This window comes from Cryptosporangium japonicum (genome assembly GCF_039524755.1).
GTDB lineage: Bacteria > Actinomycetota > Actinomycetes > Mycobacteriales > Cryptosporangiaceae > Cryptosporangium > Cryptosporangium japonicum.
Window position 1 is genome coordinate 162418 of sequence record NZ_BAAAGX010000020.1, and the last position, 17264, is coordinate 179681.

Consider the following 17264-nt stretch of genomic DNA (forward strand, 5'->3'; position numbering starts at 1 on the left):
CGTCGTTACCCCTGGATCCAGTGGCCGGCGCGCATCACGCGGGAGAGGTCGAGGGCGTCGTCGAGGACGACCAGGTCCGCGTCCAGGCCGGGGGCGATCGCGCCGCACACCCCGCCGAGGCCGAGGAGACGCGCGGGGGTGCCGGAGGCGGCCGCCGAGGCCGCCACGATGTCCAGCCCCACGTCGGTCACCGCGCGTCGTACCGCGACGTCCATCGTCAGCGTGCTGCCGGCCAGCGACCCGTTGCGGGCCAGCCGGGCCTCGCCGCCGCTGACGACCACGTCCTGGCCGCCCAGCACGTAGGTGCCGTCGCCCATGCCGGTCGCGTCGATCGCGTCGGTGACCAGCACCAGCGGGCCGCGGAGCAGCAGCCGCGCGGCTGCCGGGTGCACGTGCACCCCGTCGTTGATCAGCTCGCACGGCACCCCGGCGTCGAGCGCGGCCGGCACCGGGCCGGGTTCGCGGTGGTGGGCGCCACGCATGCCGTTGAACGCGTGCGTGACCAGCGACGCACCGCGCTCGAACGCCGCCAGCGCGGTCTCGTAGCCGGCGTCGGTGTGCCCGACCGACGCGACCACCCCGGACGCGACCAGCTCGTCGACCAGCTCGAGGCCGCCGGGGCGTTCCGGTGCCACGGTGACGACACGCACGTGGCCGCGTCCGGCCTTGAGCAGCCGCTCCACCGAGGACGGCGTCGGGTCGATCAGGTGCGCCGGGTTCTGGGCGCCGCAGCGGGCGCTCGCGAGGAACGGACCCTCCAGGTGCGCGCCGACGACACCGGTGCCGGCTTCGGCCGCGTCGGCCACCCAGCCCAACTGCGTCACCAGCGCGTCGACCGGGGCGGTGACCAGCGAGACCAGTGTCCGCGTGGTGCCGCGGGTGAGGTGGTAGGCGACGCCGGCCGCCAGATCGTCGGCCGACGCGGTGAAGTCGTGCCCACCGCCGCCGTGGACGTGCAGGTCGATGAAGCCGGGCAGCAGCCAGCCGCCACCCAGGTCGACGACGTCACCGTCCGGGCGGGGCCCCGAGCCCACGCCGGTGATCGTCGAGCCGTCGAGGGAGACCCAGCCCTGCTCCAGGACGCCGGACGGCGTCACCACTCGGGCACCGGCGAGAACGGTCACGAGGACGCCGCCATCGCCGCGCGGAGCGTGCGGTGACCCGCGGCCAGCGCCGCGGCGTCGTCCGGGCCGAGCCCCGAGCTCAGCACCAGCACCGCCGCCCTGGCGTTGCCGCCGCACTCGTCCAGCACCCCCAGCGCCTCCGCGGGATCGCAGCCGACGATCTCGGCCACCAGCCCGGCACTGCGCAGCCGCAGCTTCGCGTTGGCCGGGACGACGTCGATCATCACGTCGCCGTGGACGCGGCCGAGGCGCACCATGGCCGCCGTCGTCAACGCGTCGAGCAGCAGCTTCTGCGTCGTACCGGCCGTGAGCCTGGTCGAACCACGCAGCGCCTCGGGGCCCATCGGCACCTCGATGGCCACGTCGGCGGCCTCGGCCAGCGGCGAGGACGCCACTGTCGTCACCGACACCACCGACGCGCCCAGCTCCCGGGCGGCCGCGACCGCGGCGAGCGTGTACGGCGTCCGGCCGCTGGCGGCGACCGCGACCAGCGTGTCGCCCGCCGCGAAACCGGTCTCGAGCAGGTCCCGGCGCCCGGCGTCGACGTCGTCCTCGTCACCGTCGGTGCCGGTCAGGCCACCGGGTCCGCCGCCGGCCGTGCGTGCGGCCACCCGGTCGACCGCGAGGCCGAACGTGCCCGGCAGCTCCGCGGCCTGCAGCACCGCGAGCCGCCCGGACGTGCCGGCGCCGATCAGCACGAGCCGGCCGCCCTCGGCCATCCGGGCGGCGATCAGCTCGGCGGCCTCGGCCACCCGGGGCGCCGCGGCGCGGACCGCGGGCAGCACCCGCGCTTCGGCGTCGAAGAGCCGCTGGGCCACGCCCAGAGCGGACAACTCATCAAGCGGAATCATCGGGTGTGGGTCACTTTCGACAGGCCACGCGGGCGGTCCGGGTTCTCGCCCCGGTCGAGGGCGATCTGCCGGGCCAGCCGTTGCAGCGGCAGGATGTCGAGCACCGGGGAGAGCTCCGCGGGAACCCCGGTGCGGACGACGGGAAGGTCTTCGCCCACCACCAGCACGTCGGCCCCGGATTCACGTAGCCGCGACACGACCGGAGCCACGGCCGAGCCGCCGGCGTCCGGCGTCGCGACCGCGATCACCGGCACGCCGGAGTCGATCATCGCGAACGGGCCGTGCAGCAGGTCGGCGGTGGAGAACGCCAGCGCGGAGAGGTAGCTGGTCTCCATCAGCTTGAGCGCGGCCTCGCGGGCGGTCGGGTAGCCGAACCCGCGGCCGGTGGTGACCAGCCGCTCGGCGAACCGGTACCGGGCCGCGGCCGTCTCCACGCCGCCCTCCAGCGTCGCCGCCGCCGCGTCGGGCAGCGCCGACGCGTCCGCGGCCGAGCCGCCCAGCAGGAGGTACAGGGCCAGCAGCTCGGCGGTGTAGGTCTTGGTGGCCGCGACCGCGTTCTCCACCCCGGCACGCACGTCGACGCTGAACTCCGCGGCCGACGCCAGGTCGGACGACGGGTTGTTGGTCACCGCGACCGTGGTCGCGCCGCACTCACCGGCGACGGTCAGCGAGTCGACCAGGTCCGGCGAGGCCCCGGACTGGCTCACGCCGAGGAACAGCACGTCACGCAGGTCGGGGCGGCTGCCGTAGAGCGTCATCGAGGACGGCGACGCCAACCCGGCCGGCAGCCCCAGCCGGGTCTCGATCAGGTACTTCGCGTAGAGGGCGGCGTGGTCGCTCGTGCCCCGCGCGGCCAGCATCACGAACCGCGGCGCTCGCTCGCGCACCGCCGAGGCGACCTCGCTCACGGCGTCGGCCGAGGAAAGAAGAGAAGCCAACACGGACGGCTGCTCGCCGATCTCGGCGGCCATCAACGCACCAGGCGCGTTATTTGTCACGAGTGTCATCCTTTCACCGCGCCTGCGGTGAGCCCACCGACCATCCGGCGTTGCACGATCAGGAAGAAAATCAGTACCGGCAGCGTGAACAGCACCGAGCCGGCCATCGCGCCGCCCCAGTCGTCGCCGAACGCGGTGCGGAACGTCGCCAGCCAGACCGGCAACGTGTAGTGGTCCTCGTTGCGCATGAACACGAACGCGTACAGGTACTCGTTCCACGCGGTGATGAAGCCGAAGATCGACGTCGCGACCAGCCCCGGTCCGAGCAGCGGCAACACCACCCGGAGGAACGCCTGCCAGCGCGTGCAGCCGTCGACGAGCGCGGCCTCCTCGAGCTCGGCCGGCACCGCGGCGACGAACCCGCGCAGCGTCCAGATCGTGAACGGCAGGATCGAGACGAAGTACACGAGGATGAGCGCGGGCAGCCGGTCGAGCAGGTCGAACTGCCGGAACACCAGGAAGTACGGGATGAACAGCGCCTCGAACGGCGCGAGCTGCACGGCCAGGATCAGCACCAGGTAGGCCTTGCGGCCCCGGAACCGGAACCGGGCCACCGCGACCGCGGCCAGCAGCGCGGTGATCGTCGAGAGCGCGACCGCGCTCAGCGTGACGAACAGGCTGTTGCGCACGTAGTTCCAGAAACCCGGCCGGGTGACCGCGGTGACGAAGTGGTCGAACGTCCCGTCGGTCGGGACGAACACCGGCGGGTCGCTCTGGATGTCGATCGTGGGCAGGAACGCCGTGCGGACCATCCAGTACGCGGGGAACGCGAAGAAGACGATGACGACGACGCCGAGCGCGTTCGGCCAGACCTTGCGCATCAGTCTTCCAACTCCGTTCGAAGCATGTGACGCAGGTACACGACCATCGCGACGGCGAGGATCGCGACCATGACGACGGCGCCGGCGGCGGCCAGGCCGTACCGGCTGGACGCGATGCCCACGTCGTAGAGGTAGATCGGCAGCGTCACGGTCTGTCCGTCCGGGCCGCCCTGGCGTACCGCCCAGACCTGGGTGAAGACCTTGAAGTCCCAGATCGTCGAGAGGAACGCGAGCACGAACAGGATCGGGCGCAGGATCGGCACGGTCACCGCGCGGAACGCACGGAAGCCGCTCGCGCCGTCCATCCGCGCGGCCTCGTAGTACTCCTCGGGGATCGTCAGCACGCCGGCCTGCACGGTGAACGCGACGAACGGCACCGCCTGCCAGACGATGATGATCACGATGACGCCGAACGTGGAGATCCCGCTGGCGAACCAGTCGTGGCCGGGCGTGCCGAGCAGGAAGTTCACGACGCCGTAGGTGGAGTCGAACATCCACTGCCAGAGCGTCGTCGCGGTGACGATCGGGATGGCCCAGGCCAGCACCAGCGAGATCGACACCGCGATCGTCATCTTCCGGCCGAGCTTGACCAGGAGCAGGCCGATGCCGGTGCCGAGCGCCATCGTGAGCGCGACGCAGACCGCGGTGAACGCGACAGTGCGCCAGACGACCTGCCAGAACTCGGGGTCGCCGAGGATCTCGGTGTAGTTGTCGACGCCGGTCCAGATCGTCACCCGGCGGACCAGTTCGCCGAAGCCGAGTTGCTGGAACGACATCCGGAACAGCAGGAAGACCGGGTAGGCGAACAACGCGCCGAGCGCGATCAGGCTCGGTACCAGCAGGAGGTACGGCAGCGGCTCACGGCGGCCCCGGGCGCGGACGGCCGGGGGCTTCTCGTCCACCTCGGGGCTCGGCCGCACCGCAGTCGGTGTGCTCATCGGCACCTCCTCTCACAGCAGGGGGTCGCCGGGCTCCCCCCGTGAGGAGCCCGGCGACCGGATCGGCGCTACTTGGCTTTGGCCATCGTCTCGGTGATCGAGGTGCTGGCTTCCTTCGACGCGGTGGCGACGTCGGTGCCGCGCAGCACCTTCGTCATCGCGTTCTTGATCGGGTTGGTGCCGCTCTCCACCGCGGCCCAGGCCGGGGTGACCGGCGTGACCTTGCCGCCGTTGGTGGCGGCCGCGGCCATCACCTTGGCCGCCTCGTTGTCGCCGTAGACGGTGTCGCCGAGGTTGGTCAGCGCCGGCACGACGCCGTTCGCGGCCAGCTTGGTCTGGGTGGCGTCGCTGAGCATGATCTTCAGCCAGTCGGTGGCCGCGTCGACGTTCGGGCTACCGGCCGCGACACCGAGGTTCGAGCCGCCGAGGAAGACCGGCGCCGGGCCCGACGGGCCGGGGATCTCGAACGTGCCGATGTCGTCCTTCAGCTTCGGGTCACCGCCGTCGGGAGCGGTCGCGGTGCCGATCTCCCAGGGCAGGCCGATGAACATCGCGACGTGGCCCTTGGCGAACACCGTCGACTGCTGCGGGTTGGCCTCGTCCTGGTCGGCCGGGGCCTTCGACATCGCCTTGTAGATCCGGGCGTAGTCCTCGAAGCCCTTCTGGGCCTCGGGGCTGTCGAGCGTGGCGGTCCACTTGCCGCCGTCGTCCTTCGCGACGTCGCCGCCGTTGGCCCAGACCCAGCTCAGCAGCGTGTACCAGGACTGACCGGGCAGGTAGAGCGCCTGGAACTGCTTGTCGGCCTTGTTCGCGGCCTGCAGCTTCTGGCCGGCGGCGATGAACTCGTCGATCGTCTTCGGCGGCGCGGTGATGCCGGCCTTGGTGAACATGCTCTTGCGGTAGACGACGATCCGGTTGGCCGCGTAGAACGGCGTCGCGAACGTCTTGCCGTCGTTCTCCCCGGTCGCGGCGAGGCCCTCGAGCCAGTTCTTGCCGTTCAGGTCGTCCTTGGACTTCGAGAGGTCGGCCAGCGCGCCGGACTCGACGAAGCGCGGGGACTGCGTGTTGCCGAGCTCCACGATGTCCGGCGGGTTGTTGCCGGCCAGCGCCGTGGTGAGCTTGTCCTGGATGCCGTCCCACTGCTGGACCTGGTAGTCGACGGTCCAGCCCTGGTGGGCCTTGGTGAATTCGGTGTTGATCTCGTCGACCAGCGCGTCCGGCGCGGAGCCGGTCATCAGCCAGACGGTGAGCTTCTTGGTCCCGCCACCGTCGCTGCCGCTGTCGTCGCTGCTGCTGCAGCCCGATAACGCCAGGGACGCGGCGACCAGGGTGGTGAGCCCCACGGTCAACGCTCGGCGAACGCGCACGTCGCCTCCTCATTCTGGATTGGGTCCGGCCAGTGGTCCATACCGGTCTAGCCCGGGACTGTGGCACGGCCCACAGGGGCCGTCAAGACATCAGTTCGGTAACGCTACGGTCGGTGACCGGCGCCGGTGAGCAGCTCGGCCGCTACCTGCAGGTTCGGACGCCCGGCGCCGCCGACGAACACGCGCTGTCCGTGCGCCGTGACGTCCGGTCGGGGCAGGCCGATCTCGACCAGCACGGCGTCCGGACGCTGTCCGGAGAGGACGTGCCAGGCCTTCTGCTGCCAGGGGTGGCGGGGTACGTCCCGGCCGACGACGACCAGCGGGCGGCCCTGCGCGGCGGTGAGCACAGCGGACAGTTCGGAGTTGTCGGTGAGCCGGAGGACCTCGTGCGGCGGCACCCCGCGCTCGGTCAGCGGGCCCGCCAGGTCCCAGTACGCCTCGCCGACGGCCAGGTTGGGCGTGGCCCGCAGTTCGACCACGACCGGCGGCCCGGTCAACAGCGGGTCACCGAACACACGGGCCGCCCGCCGGGCCGCCTCCAGGCCGGGATCCGTGCCGTCGGACAGGTCGCCGGGGTCGGGGGCCTTGCGGACCCAGGCGAGCAGGGCCTCGACGCGCTCGGCGGCCTCCTCCAGGCGCCGCAGCGGCAGCGTGCCGTCGTCGACGGCGGCCAGTACCGCGGTGCGGACCTCCTGGTAGAGCCCTTCCCCGCCGATCGCGCCGAGGCAGAGTGCGTCCGCGCCCGCCCGGAGCGCGGCGACGGCGCCCGGGCCCAGCCCGACCCCGTCCTTGATCGCGCCCATGTCGAGCGCGTCGGTGACGATGACGCCCTGGTAGCCCAGTTCGCCGCGGAGCACGTCGGTGAGCAGCTTCGGGCTCATCGTGGCCGGCCGGTCGTCCAGCGCCGGGACGACGACGTGCGCGGTCATGACCGACCGCACCCCGACTTCGATCGCCGCGACGAACGGCGGCAGGTGCACCCGGCGCCACTCGGCCTCGTCGCAGTCGACCACCGGGAGCCCGTAGTGCGAGTCCGAGCGGGTGTCACCGTGCCCGGGAAAGTGCTTGGCGCAGGCCGCGACGCCGGTGTTCTCCATCGCCAGCACCCAGGTGGCGGCGTGGCGGCTGACCAGGTCGGGATCGGCACCGAACGACCGCACCCCGATCACCGGGTTCTCCGGCGCGGAGTTCACGTCGACGTCGGGCGCGAGGTTCCAGCCGATGCCCGCCGCACGCAGGCCCGAACCGATCCGGGTGGCGACCGCGCCGGTCAGCCCCTCGTCGTCGGCGGCGCCGAGCACGTAATTGCCGGGCACGGGGCTGCCGTTGCGGTAGTGCACCCGGGTGACGTCGCCGCCCTCCTCGTCGACCGCGAGCACGACGTCGGAATCCTGGTGCAGCAGTGCCGCCAGCCGGGCGGCGTCGGTGTCGACCCGGAGGTTCTGGCCGTAGAGGACGACACCGCCGAGGCCGGGCGCGGCCCGGCGGAACCAGTCCGGCGGGTCGGGCTCCTCGAAGCCGACCAGCAGCGTCCTGTCGACCAGGTCCTCGATCACGTGCCGCCTCCCGGTGGGTCGATGTCGAGCGAAGCGCGCAGCTGGTACCGGTCGGCGCGGTAGGTGCTCACCACGTACTCGACCGGCACCGCTCCGGCCCACGACCGACGTTGCAGCCGCAGTACCGCGCTGCCGGGCGCGAGCCCGAGCAGCTCGGCGTCGCCGCGGTCGGCGATGCCGGCCTCGATCACCTGGTCACCGCGGTCGAGCGCGAGCCCGTACTCCTGCGCGAGCAGCTGGTAGAGCGAACGGTCCTGCAGGGACTGGTCCAGCAGGCCCGGCACCAGCCGCGCCGGCAGGTGCGAGCGTTCCAACGCCATCGGGACGCCGTCCGCGGTACGCAGGCGTTCGACGACGTAGAGCGGCGCACCGGCCTCGACGCCGAGCTCGCGGGCGACCGCGGCCGGTGCGTCGATCGAGCGGCGGCCCAGGTCGCGGGCGCCGGGGATCATGCCGCGGGCACGCATGTCCTCGCTGAACGAGGTCAGGCGCAGCGGCATGACGATCTTCGGCCGGGCGACGAACGTGCCCCGCCCCTGGACGCGGTACAGCTTGCCTTCGCTGACCAGGTGCTCGATGGCCTGCCGGGCGGTCATCCGGGACAGCCCGTACCGGGCGGCCAGCTCACGCTCGGACGGGACCGGGGCGTCGACGGTGAGTTCGCGCTCGATCAGGTCGAGCAGGATCTCGCGCAGCTGGTAGTACTTCGGCACCGGGCTGCGCGCGTCGATCTGCGCGGGTGGGTTCACGGCGGTCAGAATGCCCTCCGCTCGGCCGTCGAGGTGGTCTGGCCCGGACTAGACCACTTCGGGGAGGTGGACGTCAAGGGCGAGACTGGGGCGATGGGTTCCCCGAACGCGGTTGCGGCGTACGCGTCCCGACTGCACGCCGCCCTCGGTTCCTCTCACCACGTGGCGTCGCCGCTCGGCGCGTGGCTGGTGCTCGCCCTGGCCGCCCCGGCCGCGACCGGCGCCGAGCGGAGCGCGCTCGAGGAGGCGCTCGGATCGCCGGCCGAGGAGGCCGCGGCGCGGGCCTCGGCGCTGCTCGCGAACCCGCATCCGCTGGTGGCGGCGGCCGCCGCGGTCTGGGCCCGCGACCGGACCCCGGCGTCGGACGCCTGGATCGACGCACTCGGCCCGGCGGTCGAGCGGGGGCCGATCCCCTCGCCGTCCGAGGCCGACGCCTGGGCCCGCGACCACACGCACGGCCTGATCGACCGCTTCCCGCTGACGCTCGACCCGCGCACCGTGCTGGTGCTCGCCTCGGCGCTGGGCACCGACGTGTCGTGGACCGTCCCGTTCGGGACGGCGCCGGCCGCGGCGCTGGGCGACACCGCGTGGACCGTGTCCACGGTGCTGCGCGCCCCGGACGGGCACGACGTCCGGATCGTGGCCGACGCCGAGGCCGGTGACGTCGCCGTGCACACCGCCCAGGCGGAGCCGGTCGAGGGCTGGAGCGACGGGCTGCGGGTCGTCTCGGTGATCGGCGCGCCGGACGTCGCACCGGCCGCCGTGCTCGCCGCCGCGCACCGGGCCGCGCTGTCCGGCGTCCGCGCGTACTCGCTGTTCGACCTGCCGCTCGGCGACGGCCACTCCTGGACGCTCACCGAGGAGCAGGCGCCGGTCCGCAGCGAGTCCGGCCGCGCGGAGGCGTACGACGCGGTGCTGCCGGCCTGGACGGCGTCCTCCGACCACGACCTCCTCGCCGACGCGGGCCTCGGATTCGACGCCGCGGGGACGGCGGTGGCGCGGCTGTTCGGCTCCGCGCTCGACGTAGCGGCCCGGCAGGTCGCGCGGGCCGAGTACACCCGGGTCGGGTTCCGGGCCGCCGCGGTGACCGCGATGGCCTGGATGACCAGCGCTCCCCCGCCGCCGCGCCCCGGTGTGCTGCGCACCGCGACGGTGCGCTTCGGGCGGCCGTACGCGGTGGTGGCGGTGGCCCGGCAGCCGGAGGGGCCGTGGCACGGCCTCCCCGTGTTCTCCGCCTGGGTGGCCGACGCGACCGAGGCGTCATGACCTTTCCGGACGCGATCGCGGCGTACGCGGAGAAGCTGCACGCCACGATCGGGGACACCCACCACGTGGCGTCGCCGCTCGGCGCCTGGCTGGTGCTCGCGCTGGCCGCACCCGCCGCGACCGGCCACGTTCGCCGGTCGCTGGAGAGCGTCCTCGGCGAACCGGCCGACGCGGCCGCGGCCCGGGCCGGTGAGCTGCTCGAACACCCCCACCCGGCGGTCGCGTCGGCGGCGGCGCTGTGGACGCGCGAGGACGTCAGGACGCCGACGCTGCGGGCCTGGGAGAACGGGTTGAGCGCGGCCGTCGAGCGGGGCGCGGTGCCCTCGCCGGACGGCGCCGACCGCTGGGCGGCGGAACGGACCCGCGGGCTGATCGACCGGTTCCCGGTCGCGGTCGGCCCGCGGACGCTGCTGGTGCTGGCCTCCGCGCTGGCCACCGACGTGTCGTGGCGGGTGCCGTTCACCACCGCTCCGGCGGAGTCGCTCGGTGGGCCGTGGGCCGATCGGGTGACGACCGTGCTGCACGCGTCCTCCGCCCACCAGGCGGCGATCGTGTCCACCCCCGAGGCCGGCGACGTCGCCGTGCACGTGGTGCGCAGCGCCGACCCCGAACCGCTGCTCGTCACCTCGGTGATCGCGGCTCCCTCGGTGCCGGCGGCCACCGTGTTCCGCGCGGCCCACCGGATCGCGATCGACGGACCGGTGGCGCAGCGGTCGCTGTTCGACCTGCCGCTCGGCGAGGGCCACTCCTGGACGCTCACCGAGGAGACGGCGCCGACGCTCGCCCCGGACGGCCGCGAGCAGCACTGCTCCGCGACGCTGCCGGCCTGGTCCGCGCGCAGCCGGCACGACCTGCTCGACGACCCGCGGACCGGGTTCGGCGACGCGGTCGCGGCCCTGGCCCCGCTGCTGCCGGGCGAGGTCGCCGCCGAGGCGGCGCAGAGCGCGATGGCCGACTACTCCCGGGTCGGGTTCCGGGCCGCCGCGGTGACCGCGATCGCGATGCGGGCCGGGATGGCGCTCCCCCGGCCCGGGATCCGCCGCACCGCCCATCTCCGCTTCGGCCGGCCGTACGCGGTCGTCGCGGTGGTGGGCGGGCAGGCGGGCCCGTGGCACGGCGTGCCGGTGTTCTCGGCCTGGGTGGCCGAGCCCACCGAGGCTTAGCCGACCCAGACCGTTTTGATGTTGCAGAACTCGCGGATGCCCTGCGCGGAGAGCTCACGCCCGTACCCGGAGGTCTTGATGCCGCCGAACGGCAGCTCCGGGTACGAGGTGACCATGCCGTTCACGAACACCGCGCCGGCCTCCAGATCGTTCACCGCCCGCTCCTGCTCGGCCGGGTCGTTCGTCCAGACGTTGGACCCGAGGCCGAAGTCGGTGCTGTTCGCGATCGCGATCGCCTCCTCGTAGCTGGACGCCCGGTAGAGCCCGGCGACCGGCCCGAACACCTCCTCGCGGTACATCCGCATGTCCGGCGTGAGGTCGGCGACGACGGTCGGCGGGTACCACCAGCCCGGCTGGTCCGGCGCGGTGCCACCGCACAGGACGCTCGCGCCCTGGTCCGTCGCGTTACGCACGAGTTCCTCGACGTCCGTGCGCCCCTGCTCGGTCGCGAGCGGCCCGACGTCGGTCTTCTCGTCCATCGGGTCACCGACGGTGAGCGCGGCCATCCGGTCGACGAACGCGGCGGCGAACGCGTCGTAGACGTCGGTGTGCACGATGAACCGCTTCGCGGCGATGCACGACTGGCCGTTGTTCTGGCAGCGTGCGGTCACCGCCACCGCGGCCGCCTTCTCCACGTCGGCGGACGGCAGCACGACGAACGGGTCGCTGCCGCCCAGCTCGAGCACGGTCTTCTTCAGCTCGCGCCCGGCGATCGACGCGATCGAGCGACCCGCTCCCTCACTGCCGGTGAGCGTCGCCGCGACGACACGCTTGTCGCTCAGCACCGCCTCGACCTGGTCGGAGCCGATCAGCAGCGTCTGGAACGCCCCCTCCGGGAACCCGGCCCGGGAGAACAGCTCCTCCATGAACAACGCGGTCTGCGGAACGTTCGACGCGTGCTTGAGCAGGCCGACGTTGCCGGCCATCAGCGCCGGAGCGGCGAACCGCATGGCCTGCCAGAGCGGGAAGTTCCACGGCATCACCGCGAGCACCGGGCCGAGCGGCTGGTAACGCACGTAGGCCTGGCGTGCTTTCACGGCCGCGGGGTCGGTGGGCTCGTCGGCGAGGAACGCCTGCGCGTGCTTGGCGTAGTACCGGCACGCGACCGCGCACTTGGCCACTTCGGCTTTCGCCGCGACGAGCGTCTTGCCCATCTCGACGGTCATCGTGCGGGCGATCTCGTCGCGCTCGGCGTCCAGGATGTCGGCCGCGGCCCGGAGCCACGTCGCACGCTGGTCGAACGAGGCGGACCGCAGGGCGGCGAAGCCGTCGACCGCACGCGCCAGGCGTTCCTCGATGTCGGCATCGGTCAGCGGGTCGAAGGTTTTCTGGACCCGGCCGTCGGTCGGGTCGATCGTGGCGATCGGCACCGTGCCACCTCCCCATTTTCCGGTATGGGCGCAGCAGTACCCGTTTTCGCGGCGGGATTCCCCGAACCCGACCCGCCGCGAGTGGTACTCACCTTTGGAACAAATCGGCATTAGCGTGACGTAAAGGGACTTGAGGGACGGCTCTTCCCGGAGGGTAACCGTGCACGTCCGCCTGTCGATCTGTCTTCTCGTGGCCACTCTGCTGGGTGGCCTGCTCGTCGCCGTGAGCCCCGCGTACGCGGACGGCTGCGTCGACGACGCCACCGGCTTCGACTGCGACTTCGCCGAACGGGTGCGCCGCGCCGACGCCTACCTGGACACCCGGCCGGGCTACACCGGCCTGGCGATCTCGGACGGCTGGCGCGACCGCGTCTGGCGCAACGAGTACGCCGACCGTCCGATCTACGCGGCGTCGACCGCGAAGCTGGCGATCGCGCTGGACATCCTGATGAGACAGCACCGGGGCGAGGTGGAGTTGACCACCGCGGACGCGCGATGGCTGTACGCGGCGCTGGTGAGCAGCGACAACGCTGCCGCGAACCGCCTGTGGAACCGCTACGGCGGCGCGTCGATGGTCTCCCGCTGGGCGTCGTACGGCATGACCGAGACCGGGTTCGTGCCCGGCCTCGCCCGGCACTGGGGCTCGATGAAGACCACCGCGGCCGACCTGCGCCGGCTGGTGCGTTACGTCGTCCGGGAGACGCCCGACGAGGTGCGGGAGTACCTGATCGCGCGGATGCGCGGCGTCGCGGGCAACCAGCAGTGGGGCGTCTGGGCGGCCGGTTCGGGCTGGGTCCGCGGCAACAAGAACGGCTGGTTCCGCTACCGGGCCGGGTGGGTGATCAACTCCGCCGGATGGGTCGGCGCGCACCAGCGTTACCTCGTCGCGGTGATGGCCGACCAGCGCTCGAAGGGTACGTATGCGAGCGGCGTCGAGACGACGTCACACGTCAACGAGATCCTGTTCCGCTAGGGCCTGATCGGGGAGCGTGAACCAGAACACGCTGCCACCGTCGGGGTTCGGCTCGACGCCGATCACCCCGCCGTGGCGCTCGACGATCTTGCGGCAGATCGCCAGGCCCAGTCCGCTGCCGGAGAACCCGCCGCTCCCGGCGCCGCGGTGGAACGCGTCGAACACGCCGTCGCGCTCCTCCGGCGGGATGCCGATCCCCCGGTCGGCCACCTCGATGCGCCAGCCCAGGTCGGTGCGCACCGCCCGCACGCTCACCCGGGGCGGCCGGCCGGGCGCGGTGTACTTGACCGCGTTGCCGATCAGGTTGTCCAGGACCTGACGCAGCATGCCGGGGTCGCCCGAGACCACCGGGAGCTCGCCGACCGTCACCCGGTACGGATCGGGTTCGAGGCGGTCGGTGCGCTCCGCGATCACCTCGGCGACGAGCAGGTCCAGATTCACCTGTGCCCGGTTGAGCTCGATCTGTTCGGCGGTGGCGTACTCCAGCAGGTCGGTGAGCATCCGGTCGGTGCGCGCCACCGCCGAGCGGGCCCGCCCGAGGAAGTCCCGGCCCTGGTGGCCGAGGTCGTCGGTGCTCTCGTCGGCGAGCACCTCGAGGTAGGCCGACGCCGCGGTCAGCGGGCTGCGCAGGTCGTGCGCGGCTACCCCGGCGAACCCGGCCAGCTCCCGCTCCCGGCGGCGCAGCTCGACCTCGACCTCCTCGCGCCGGGCGACGTCGGCGCGGAGCGCGGCGGTGGCGAGCTGGACGTCGACGAGCGCACGGTCCCGGGAGCGGGTCAGGACGCCGACGAGCGCGGCCAGCAGCAGGCCGATCAGGGTACCGGCGACCAGCACCACCGAGTCCAGGGTCCCGTCCGGCTGGACGAACGTCTCCATCGGTGTCACCGAGAGCAGCCAGGTGCGCCCGGCGACCGTGACCCACCGGTGCTCGATCCCGTCGGCGCGCCAGGTCGCGGCCGGGGTCGCGGTGCCGTCCGCGCCGCCCGCCGCCGGGACCGTGGACGGCAACTCGGCACCGCCGCGGGGCCAGCCCGCGACCCGGCGCGCGGTCGTGCCGTCGATGTCCCGGAGCTCGACCCGGACCTGGCCGGCGGCGGCGCGGCGCAGCGTCCGCTCGAGGAAGTCCTGGCCGCGCATCCCCATCATCAGCCAGCCGCGCGGTTCGCCGGTGCCGGCCGCGCCCGAGAGCCGGACCGGCGAGGCGACCACGAACGACGACTGGCGCTGCGCGGCAGGCAGCCTCTCGACGTCCTTGCGCAACACGTACGTCCGGCTGGCGATCGGCCGACCGATCCGCATCGCGGCGTCCATCGCCTCCCGCGCCGGCGCGATCGTCGCGACGTCGCGCCCGACCTGCGCGGTCGACCCGTCGAGCGTCCGGTTGAGGACGACGTAGCGGTGCGGCAGCGCGAGCGCGGCCCCGACCGAGTCGGGAACGAGCGCGTCGGACTGGACCCCGGGCGTCCAATCCGTGGCCAGGTTCGGGAGCTCCGCCGAGGCCGACGGCATCACCAGCGAGACCGAAGACGCCCCGTAGAGCCGGTCGGCGTTCAACCCGGACGCGATCGCGACGAAGTCCTCGCCGGTCAGGCTGGTCTGCGCGCTGATCGCGGCGGTGAGGTCGATGAGCGTGTCGACGTACCGGTTGGCCTCGGCGGTGACCGCCGCCTCGACACCGGTCGCCTGGCGCTCCAGCAGCGCCGCCGCCCGCTGCTGCTCGGACTGGTGCAGCACGCCGGTGACCAGCAACGTCACGCTCAGCCCGAGGACCGCGACCACGACCGGGAGCGAGGCCCAGTGCGGCAGCCTCGCATGGCGCCCGACCACGGCCGGATAAACGGACATATATGTAGCTTAACGACATTCGCCCCGACCGGGAACGCTCGCTGCTAGCGTCGCGCCCGTGCCTCGCTGGGGATTGACCTTGCCGCTGGACTCCGTCGCGCTGCACCGCCACCGCGAGGTGATCGAGGCGGTGGCCGAGCTCGGGTTCACCGACGTCTGGTCGGCCGAGACCGCCGGCTCGGACGCGTTCGGCCCGCTCGCGCTGTTCTCCACGTGGTCGTCGTCGCTGCGGTTCGGCACCGCGGTGGTGCCGGTGCAGACCCGCGGCCCGGCGCTGATCGCGATGAGCGCCGCCACGCTCGCCGACGCCGCGCCCGGGCGGTTCGCGCTGGGCATCGGCGCGTCGTCGCCCGCGATCGTCGAGTCGTGGAACGGGATCCCGTTCGAGCAGCCGTACCAGCGGGTGCGTGACACGCTGCGGTTCCTCCGGCGCGCGCTGGCCGGCGAGAAGATCGACGAGAAGTTCGAGACGTTCACGGTGCGCGGGTTCCGGCTCGCGCGGGTGCCCGAGGTGACGCCACCGATCCTGCTCGCGGCGCTGCGGCCCGGGATGCTGCGGCTCGCCGGGCAGGAGGCCGACGGCGTCATCCTGAACTGGCTGGCGGCCACCGACGTACCGACGGCGCTCGCCGAGGTGGGCGCGGACACCGAGGTGGCGGCGCGGATCTTCGTCTGCCCGACGACCGACCGCGGGTACGTCGGCGCGCTCGGACGGCGGCTGATCTCGTCGTACCTGACGGTCCCGGCGTACCGGGCACAGCACGAGTGGCTGGGGCGCGGCGACGCGCTCGGGCCGATGTGGGACGCCTGGAGCGCCGGCGAACGCGCCGCGGCCAACGCCGCGATCCCGGACGAGGTGGTCGACGCGCTGATCGTGCACGGCACGCCGGACGAGTGCCGCGCCCACCTGCGCGCCTACGCCGACGCCGGTGTCACCACCCCGATCGCGGCCCTCCTCCCCACCCCGGACATGACCACCCCCGAGGGCCTCCTCGCCGCCGTTCGAGCGGTATCCCCAGCCTGAGTTCTACGCTGGGACACGAGTAGGAGGGGAGGCGCTATGGTGCACGCTGCCCGGGCTGTTCCGATCGGTCAGCCGATGTCCTGGGATGAGTACGAGAAGCTCGGTCCCGACGTCCGCGGTGAATACATCGATGGGAACTTGGTGGTGTCCCCCAGCCCGACACGCATACATCAGCAGATCTGCCATCAGCTGATGAATCTGCTGTACACAGCGCTGCCACCGGAGTTCCAGGTCATCGGTGGATGGGCGTGGAAACCGGCCGAGGACGAATTCGTGCCGGACGTGATGGTGCATAGGCGAACCACTGAGAACGTGCGTTACACCGGCATCCCGGCGCTCGCAGTCGAGGTCGTCTCGACGAATCGTCGTGACGATCTCGTCCGCAAGATCATGAAGTATGCCGCCGTCGGGCTGCCGCACTACTGGGTCATTGACCCACGTGACCGCACATTGAGCGCCTACGAACTCGACGAGACCGGCATCTATGAGCGAGTGGTCGCTCTGTACCTCGATGACGAGCCCGAGCCCACCGAGCTCTCATTCGGGGTGGGAACAGTAGTCGTCGACCTCGAGGCGCTGCTCGCGGACCTCTAGAACAGGACGTCGGGGACGGCGCCCTCCAGGGCCAAGAGCCGGCGTTTCATCTCCAGGCCGCCGCCGAAACCGTGCAGGCTGCCGTCGGCGGCCAGCACCCGGTGGCACGGCACGATCACCGGCACCGGGTTGGTGGCCATCGCGCGCCCGACCGCACGCGCCGCGCCGAACTCGCCCTCGACGTCCGCGCCGCTCACCCGGCGCGCGAGCTCGCCGTAGCTGACCGTCTCCCCGTAGCCGACGCCGACGTACAGCGCCTCCCGCACCTGGCGGGCGTAGCCGCTGCTCAGACGCCAGTCGATCGGCACCGTGAACCGCCGGAGGCCGCCGGCGAAGTACGCGTCGAACTCCGCCCGGACCCGCTCCAGCGCCCCCGGCAGCGGACCGGCCGTCAACCCCGGTAGCCCGGCGGCCGCCTCGGCCGCCGCGCCGAGCCCGGAGAGCCCCACCGCGAGCACCCCGCGCGGCGTGACCACCACCCCGAGCGGCCCGATCGGCGTGACCAACTCCACCGCGGCGTACGTCTCGCCCTCGACCCGAACTTCACCCTCCACGCCCGGCAACGTACCGTCCCCCACCGACAGTCCTGCCCACCGCCGCGAAACCGCACGTTAAGGTTACGAGC

At 72.8% G+C, this 17264-nt stretch carries 16 protein-coding genes; 5 read left to right on the forward strand and 11 right to left on the reverse strand.

All coding sequences use genetic code 11. The features are described 5' to 3' along the window. Nucleotides 1–5 precede the first annotated feature (5 nt). The 8 genes from nagA to ABD437_RS25925 form a co-directional block, all read right to left on the reverse strand. Nucleotides 6–1124 carry an N-acetylglucosamine-6-phosphate deacetylase gene (nagA, locus tag ABD437_RS25890; RefSeq protein ID WP_344651522.1) on the reverse strand — a complete coding sequence of 373 codons (1119 nt, stop codon included), beginning with the start codon at nucleotides 1122–1124 and terminating at the stop codon, nucleotides 6–8. Beyond that, nucleotides 1121–1975, reverse strand: a complete 855-nt coding sequence (locus tag ABD437_RS25895) for an N-acetylmuramic acid 6-phosphate etherase (RefSeq protein ID WP_344651523.1) — start codon at nucleotides 1973–1975, stop codon at nucleotides 1121–1123. The genes nagA and ABD437_RS25895 overlap by 4 nt, the downstream gene beginning before the upstream one ends. Beyond that, nucleotides 1972–2982: an SIS domain-containing protein gene (locus ABD437_RS25900; protein WP_344651524.1), complete on the reverse strand. Its 1011-nt coding sequence runs from the start codon at nucleotides 2980–2982 to the stop codon at nucleotides 1972–1974. Before ABD437_RS25900 ends, ABD437_RS25895 begins: the two co-directional genes overlap by 4 nt. Then, nucleotides 2979–3794: a carbohydrate ABC transporter permease gene (locus ABD437_RS25905; protein WP_344651525.1), complete on the reverse strand. Its 816-nt coding sequence runs from the start codon at nucleotides 3792–3794 to the stop codon at nucleotides 2979–2981. The genes ABD437_RS25900 and ABD437_RS25905 overlap by 4 nt, the downstream gene beginning before the upstream one ends. After that, a complete protein-coding gene (locus ABD437_RS25910) occupies nucleotides 3794–4732 on the reverse strand; it encodes a carbohydrate ABC transporter permease (protein WP_344651526.1) in 939 nt (312 codons plus the stop codon). Before ABD437_RS25910 ends, ABD437_RS25905 begins: the two co-directional genes overlap by 1 nt. Nucleotides 4733–4800: 68 nt before the next feature. Then, nucleotides 4801–6099 (reverse strand): extracellular solute-binding protein, encoded by a 1299-nt coding sequence (locus ABD437_RS25915; protein ID WP_344651527.1) that lies wholly within the window; start codon nucleotides 6097–6099, stop codon nucleotides 4801–4803. 104 nt (nucleotides 6100–6203) lie between these two features. Beyond that, nucleotides 6204–7655: a glycoside hydrolase family 3 protein gene (locus tag ABD437_RS25920; RefSeq protein ID WP_344651528.1), complete on the reverse strand. Its 1452-nt coding sequence runs from the start codon at nucleotides 7653–7655 to the stop codon at nucleotides 6204–6206. Next, nucleotides 7652–8404 carry a GntR family transcriptional regulator gene (locus tag ABD437_RS25925; RefSeq protein WP_211247719.1) on the reverse strand — a complete coding sequence of 251 codons (753 nt, stop codon included), beginning with the start codon at nucleotides 8402–8404 and terminating at the stop codon, nucleotides 7652–7654. Before ABD437_RS25925 ends, ABD437_RS25920 begins: the two co-directional genes overlap by 4 nt. Nucleotides 8405–8497: 93 nt before the next feature. Between ABD437_RS25925 and ABD437_RS25930 the strand changes: the two genes are divergently transcribed. Further along, nucleotides 8498–9670 carry a hypothetical protein gene (locus ABD437_RS25930; protein ID WP_344651529.1) on the forward strand — a complete coding sequence of 391 codons (1173 nt, stop codon included), beginning with the start codon at nucleotides 8498–8500 and terminating at the stop codon, nucleotides 9668–9670. Next, nucleotides 9667–10833 (forward strand): hypothetical protein, encoded by a 1167-nt coding sequence (locus tag ABD437_RS25935; RefSeq protein WP_344651530.1) that lies wholly within the window; start codon nucleotides 9667–9669, stop codon nucleotides 10831–10833. The genes ABD437_RS25930 and ABD437_RS25935 overlap by 4 nt, the downstream gene beginning before the upstream one ends. On the opposite strand, the gene ABD437_RS25940 is transcribed toward ABD437_RS25935, so the two are convergent. Then, the gene (locus tag ABD437_RS25940; protein ID WP_344651531.1) at nucleotides 10830–12203 is read right to left on the reverse strand and encodes an NADP-dependent succinic semialdehyde dehydrogenase; all 1374 of its coding nucleotides are present in this window, start codon (nucleotides 12201–12203) and stop codon (nucleotides 10830–10832) included. The genes ABD437_RS25935 and ABD437_RS25940 overlap by 4 nt on opposite strands. Before the next feature lie 160 nt (nucleotides 12204–12363). Between ABD437_RS25940 and ABD437_RS25945 the strand changes: the two genes are divergently transcribed. Further along, nucleotides 12364–13176, forward strand: coding sequence for a serine hydrolase (locus ABD437_RS25945; RefSeq protein ID WP_344651532.1), 813 nt, complete (start codon nucleotides 12364–12366; stop codon nucleotides 13174–13176). Here the strand turns inward: ABD437_RS25945 and ABD437_RS25950 are convergent. Further along, nucleotides 13147–15021, reverse strand: a complete 1875-nt coding sequence (locus ABD437_RS25950; RefSeq protein ID WP_344651533.1) for a sensor histidine kinase — start codon at nucleotides 15019–15021, stop codon at nucleotides 13147–13149. The genes ABD437_RS25945 and ABD437_RS25950 overlap by 30 nt on opposite strands. 58 nt (nucleotides 15022–15079) lie before the next feature. Here ABD437_RS25950 and ABD437_RS25955 point away from each other — a divergent pair, with 58 nt between their 5' ends. Both ABD437_RS25955 and ABD437_RS25960 read left to right on the forward strand, forming a co-directional pair. Next, nucleotides 15080–16045 carry an LLM class F420-dependent oxidoreductase gene (locus ABD437_RS25955; protein ID WP_344651534.1) on the forward strand — a complete coding sequence of 322 codons (966 nt, stop codon included), beginning with the start codon at nucleotides 15080–15082 and terminating at the stop codon, nucleotides 16043–16045. 36 nt (nucleotides 16046–16081) lie between these two features. Continuing rightward, complete coding sequence (locus ABD437_RS25960) at nucleotides 16082–16639, forward strand: Uma2 family endonuclease (RefSeq protein WP_344651535.1); 558 nt, start codon at nucleotides 16082–16084, stop codon at nucleotides 16637–16639. On the opposite strand, the gene ABD437_RS25965 is transcribed toward ABD437_RS25960, so the two are convergent. Next, nucleotides 16636–17193 (reverse strand): methylated-DNA--[protein]-cysteine S-methyltransferase, encoded by a 558-nt coding sequence (locus ABD437_RS25965; protein WP_344651536.1) that lies wholly within the window; start codon nucleotides 17191–17193, stop codon nucleotides 16636–16638. The two genes, ABD437_RS25960 and ABD437_RS25965, sit on opposite strands and share 4 nt — an antisense overlap. Between the last annotated feature and the right edge of the window lie 71 nt (nucleotides 17194–17264).

Excerpts from the sequence above, each read along its gene's own strand:
- ABD437_RS25895 (WP_344651523.1), bottom strand. The coding sequence starts at position 1,975 with ATGATTCCGCTTGATGAGTTGTCCGCTCTGGGCGTGGCCCAGCGGCTC.
- ABD437_RS25900 (WP_344651524.1), bottom strand. The coding sequence starts at position 2,982 with ATGACACTCGTGACAAATAACGCGCCTGGTGCGTTGATGGCCGCCGAG.
- ABD437_RS25905 (WP_344651525.1), bottom strand. The coding sequence starts at position 3,794 with ATGCGCAAGGTCTGGCCGAACGCGCTCGGCGTCGTCGTCATCGTCTTC.
- ABD437_RS25910 (WP_344651526.1), bottom strand. The coding sequence starts at position 4,732 with ATGAGCACACCGACTGCGGTGCGGCCGAGCCCCGAGGTGGACGAGAAG.
- ABD437_RS25930 (WP_344651529.1), top strand. The coding sequence starts at position 8,498 with ATGGGTTCCCCGAACGCGGTTGCGGCGTACGCGTCCCGACTGCACGCC.
- ABD437_RS25935 (WP_344651530.1), top strand. The coding sequence starts at position 9,667 with ATGACCTTTCCGGACGCGATCGCGGCGTACGCGGAGAAGCTGCACGCC.
- ABD437_RS25950 (WP_344651533.1), bottom strand. The coding sequence starts at position 15,021 with ATGTCCGTTTATCCGGCCGTGGTCGGGCGCCATGCGAGGCTGCCGCAC.
- ABD437_RS25960 (WP_344651535.1), top strand. The coding sequence starts at position 16,082 with ATGGTGCACGCTGCCCGGGCTGTTCCGATCGGTCAGCCGATGTCCTGG.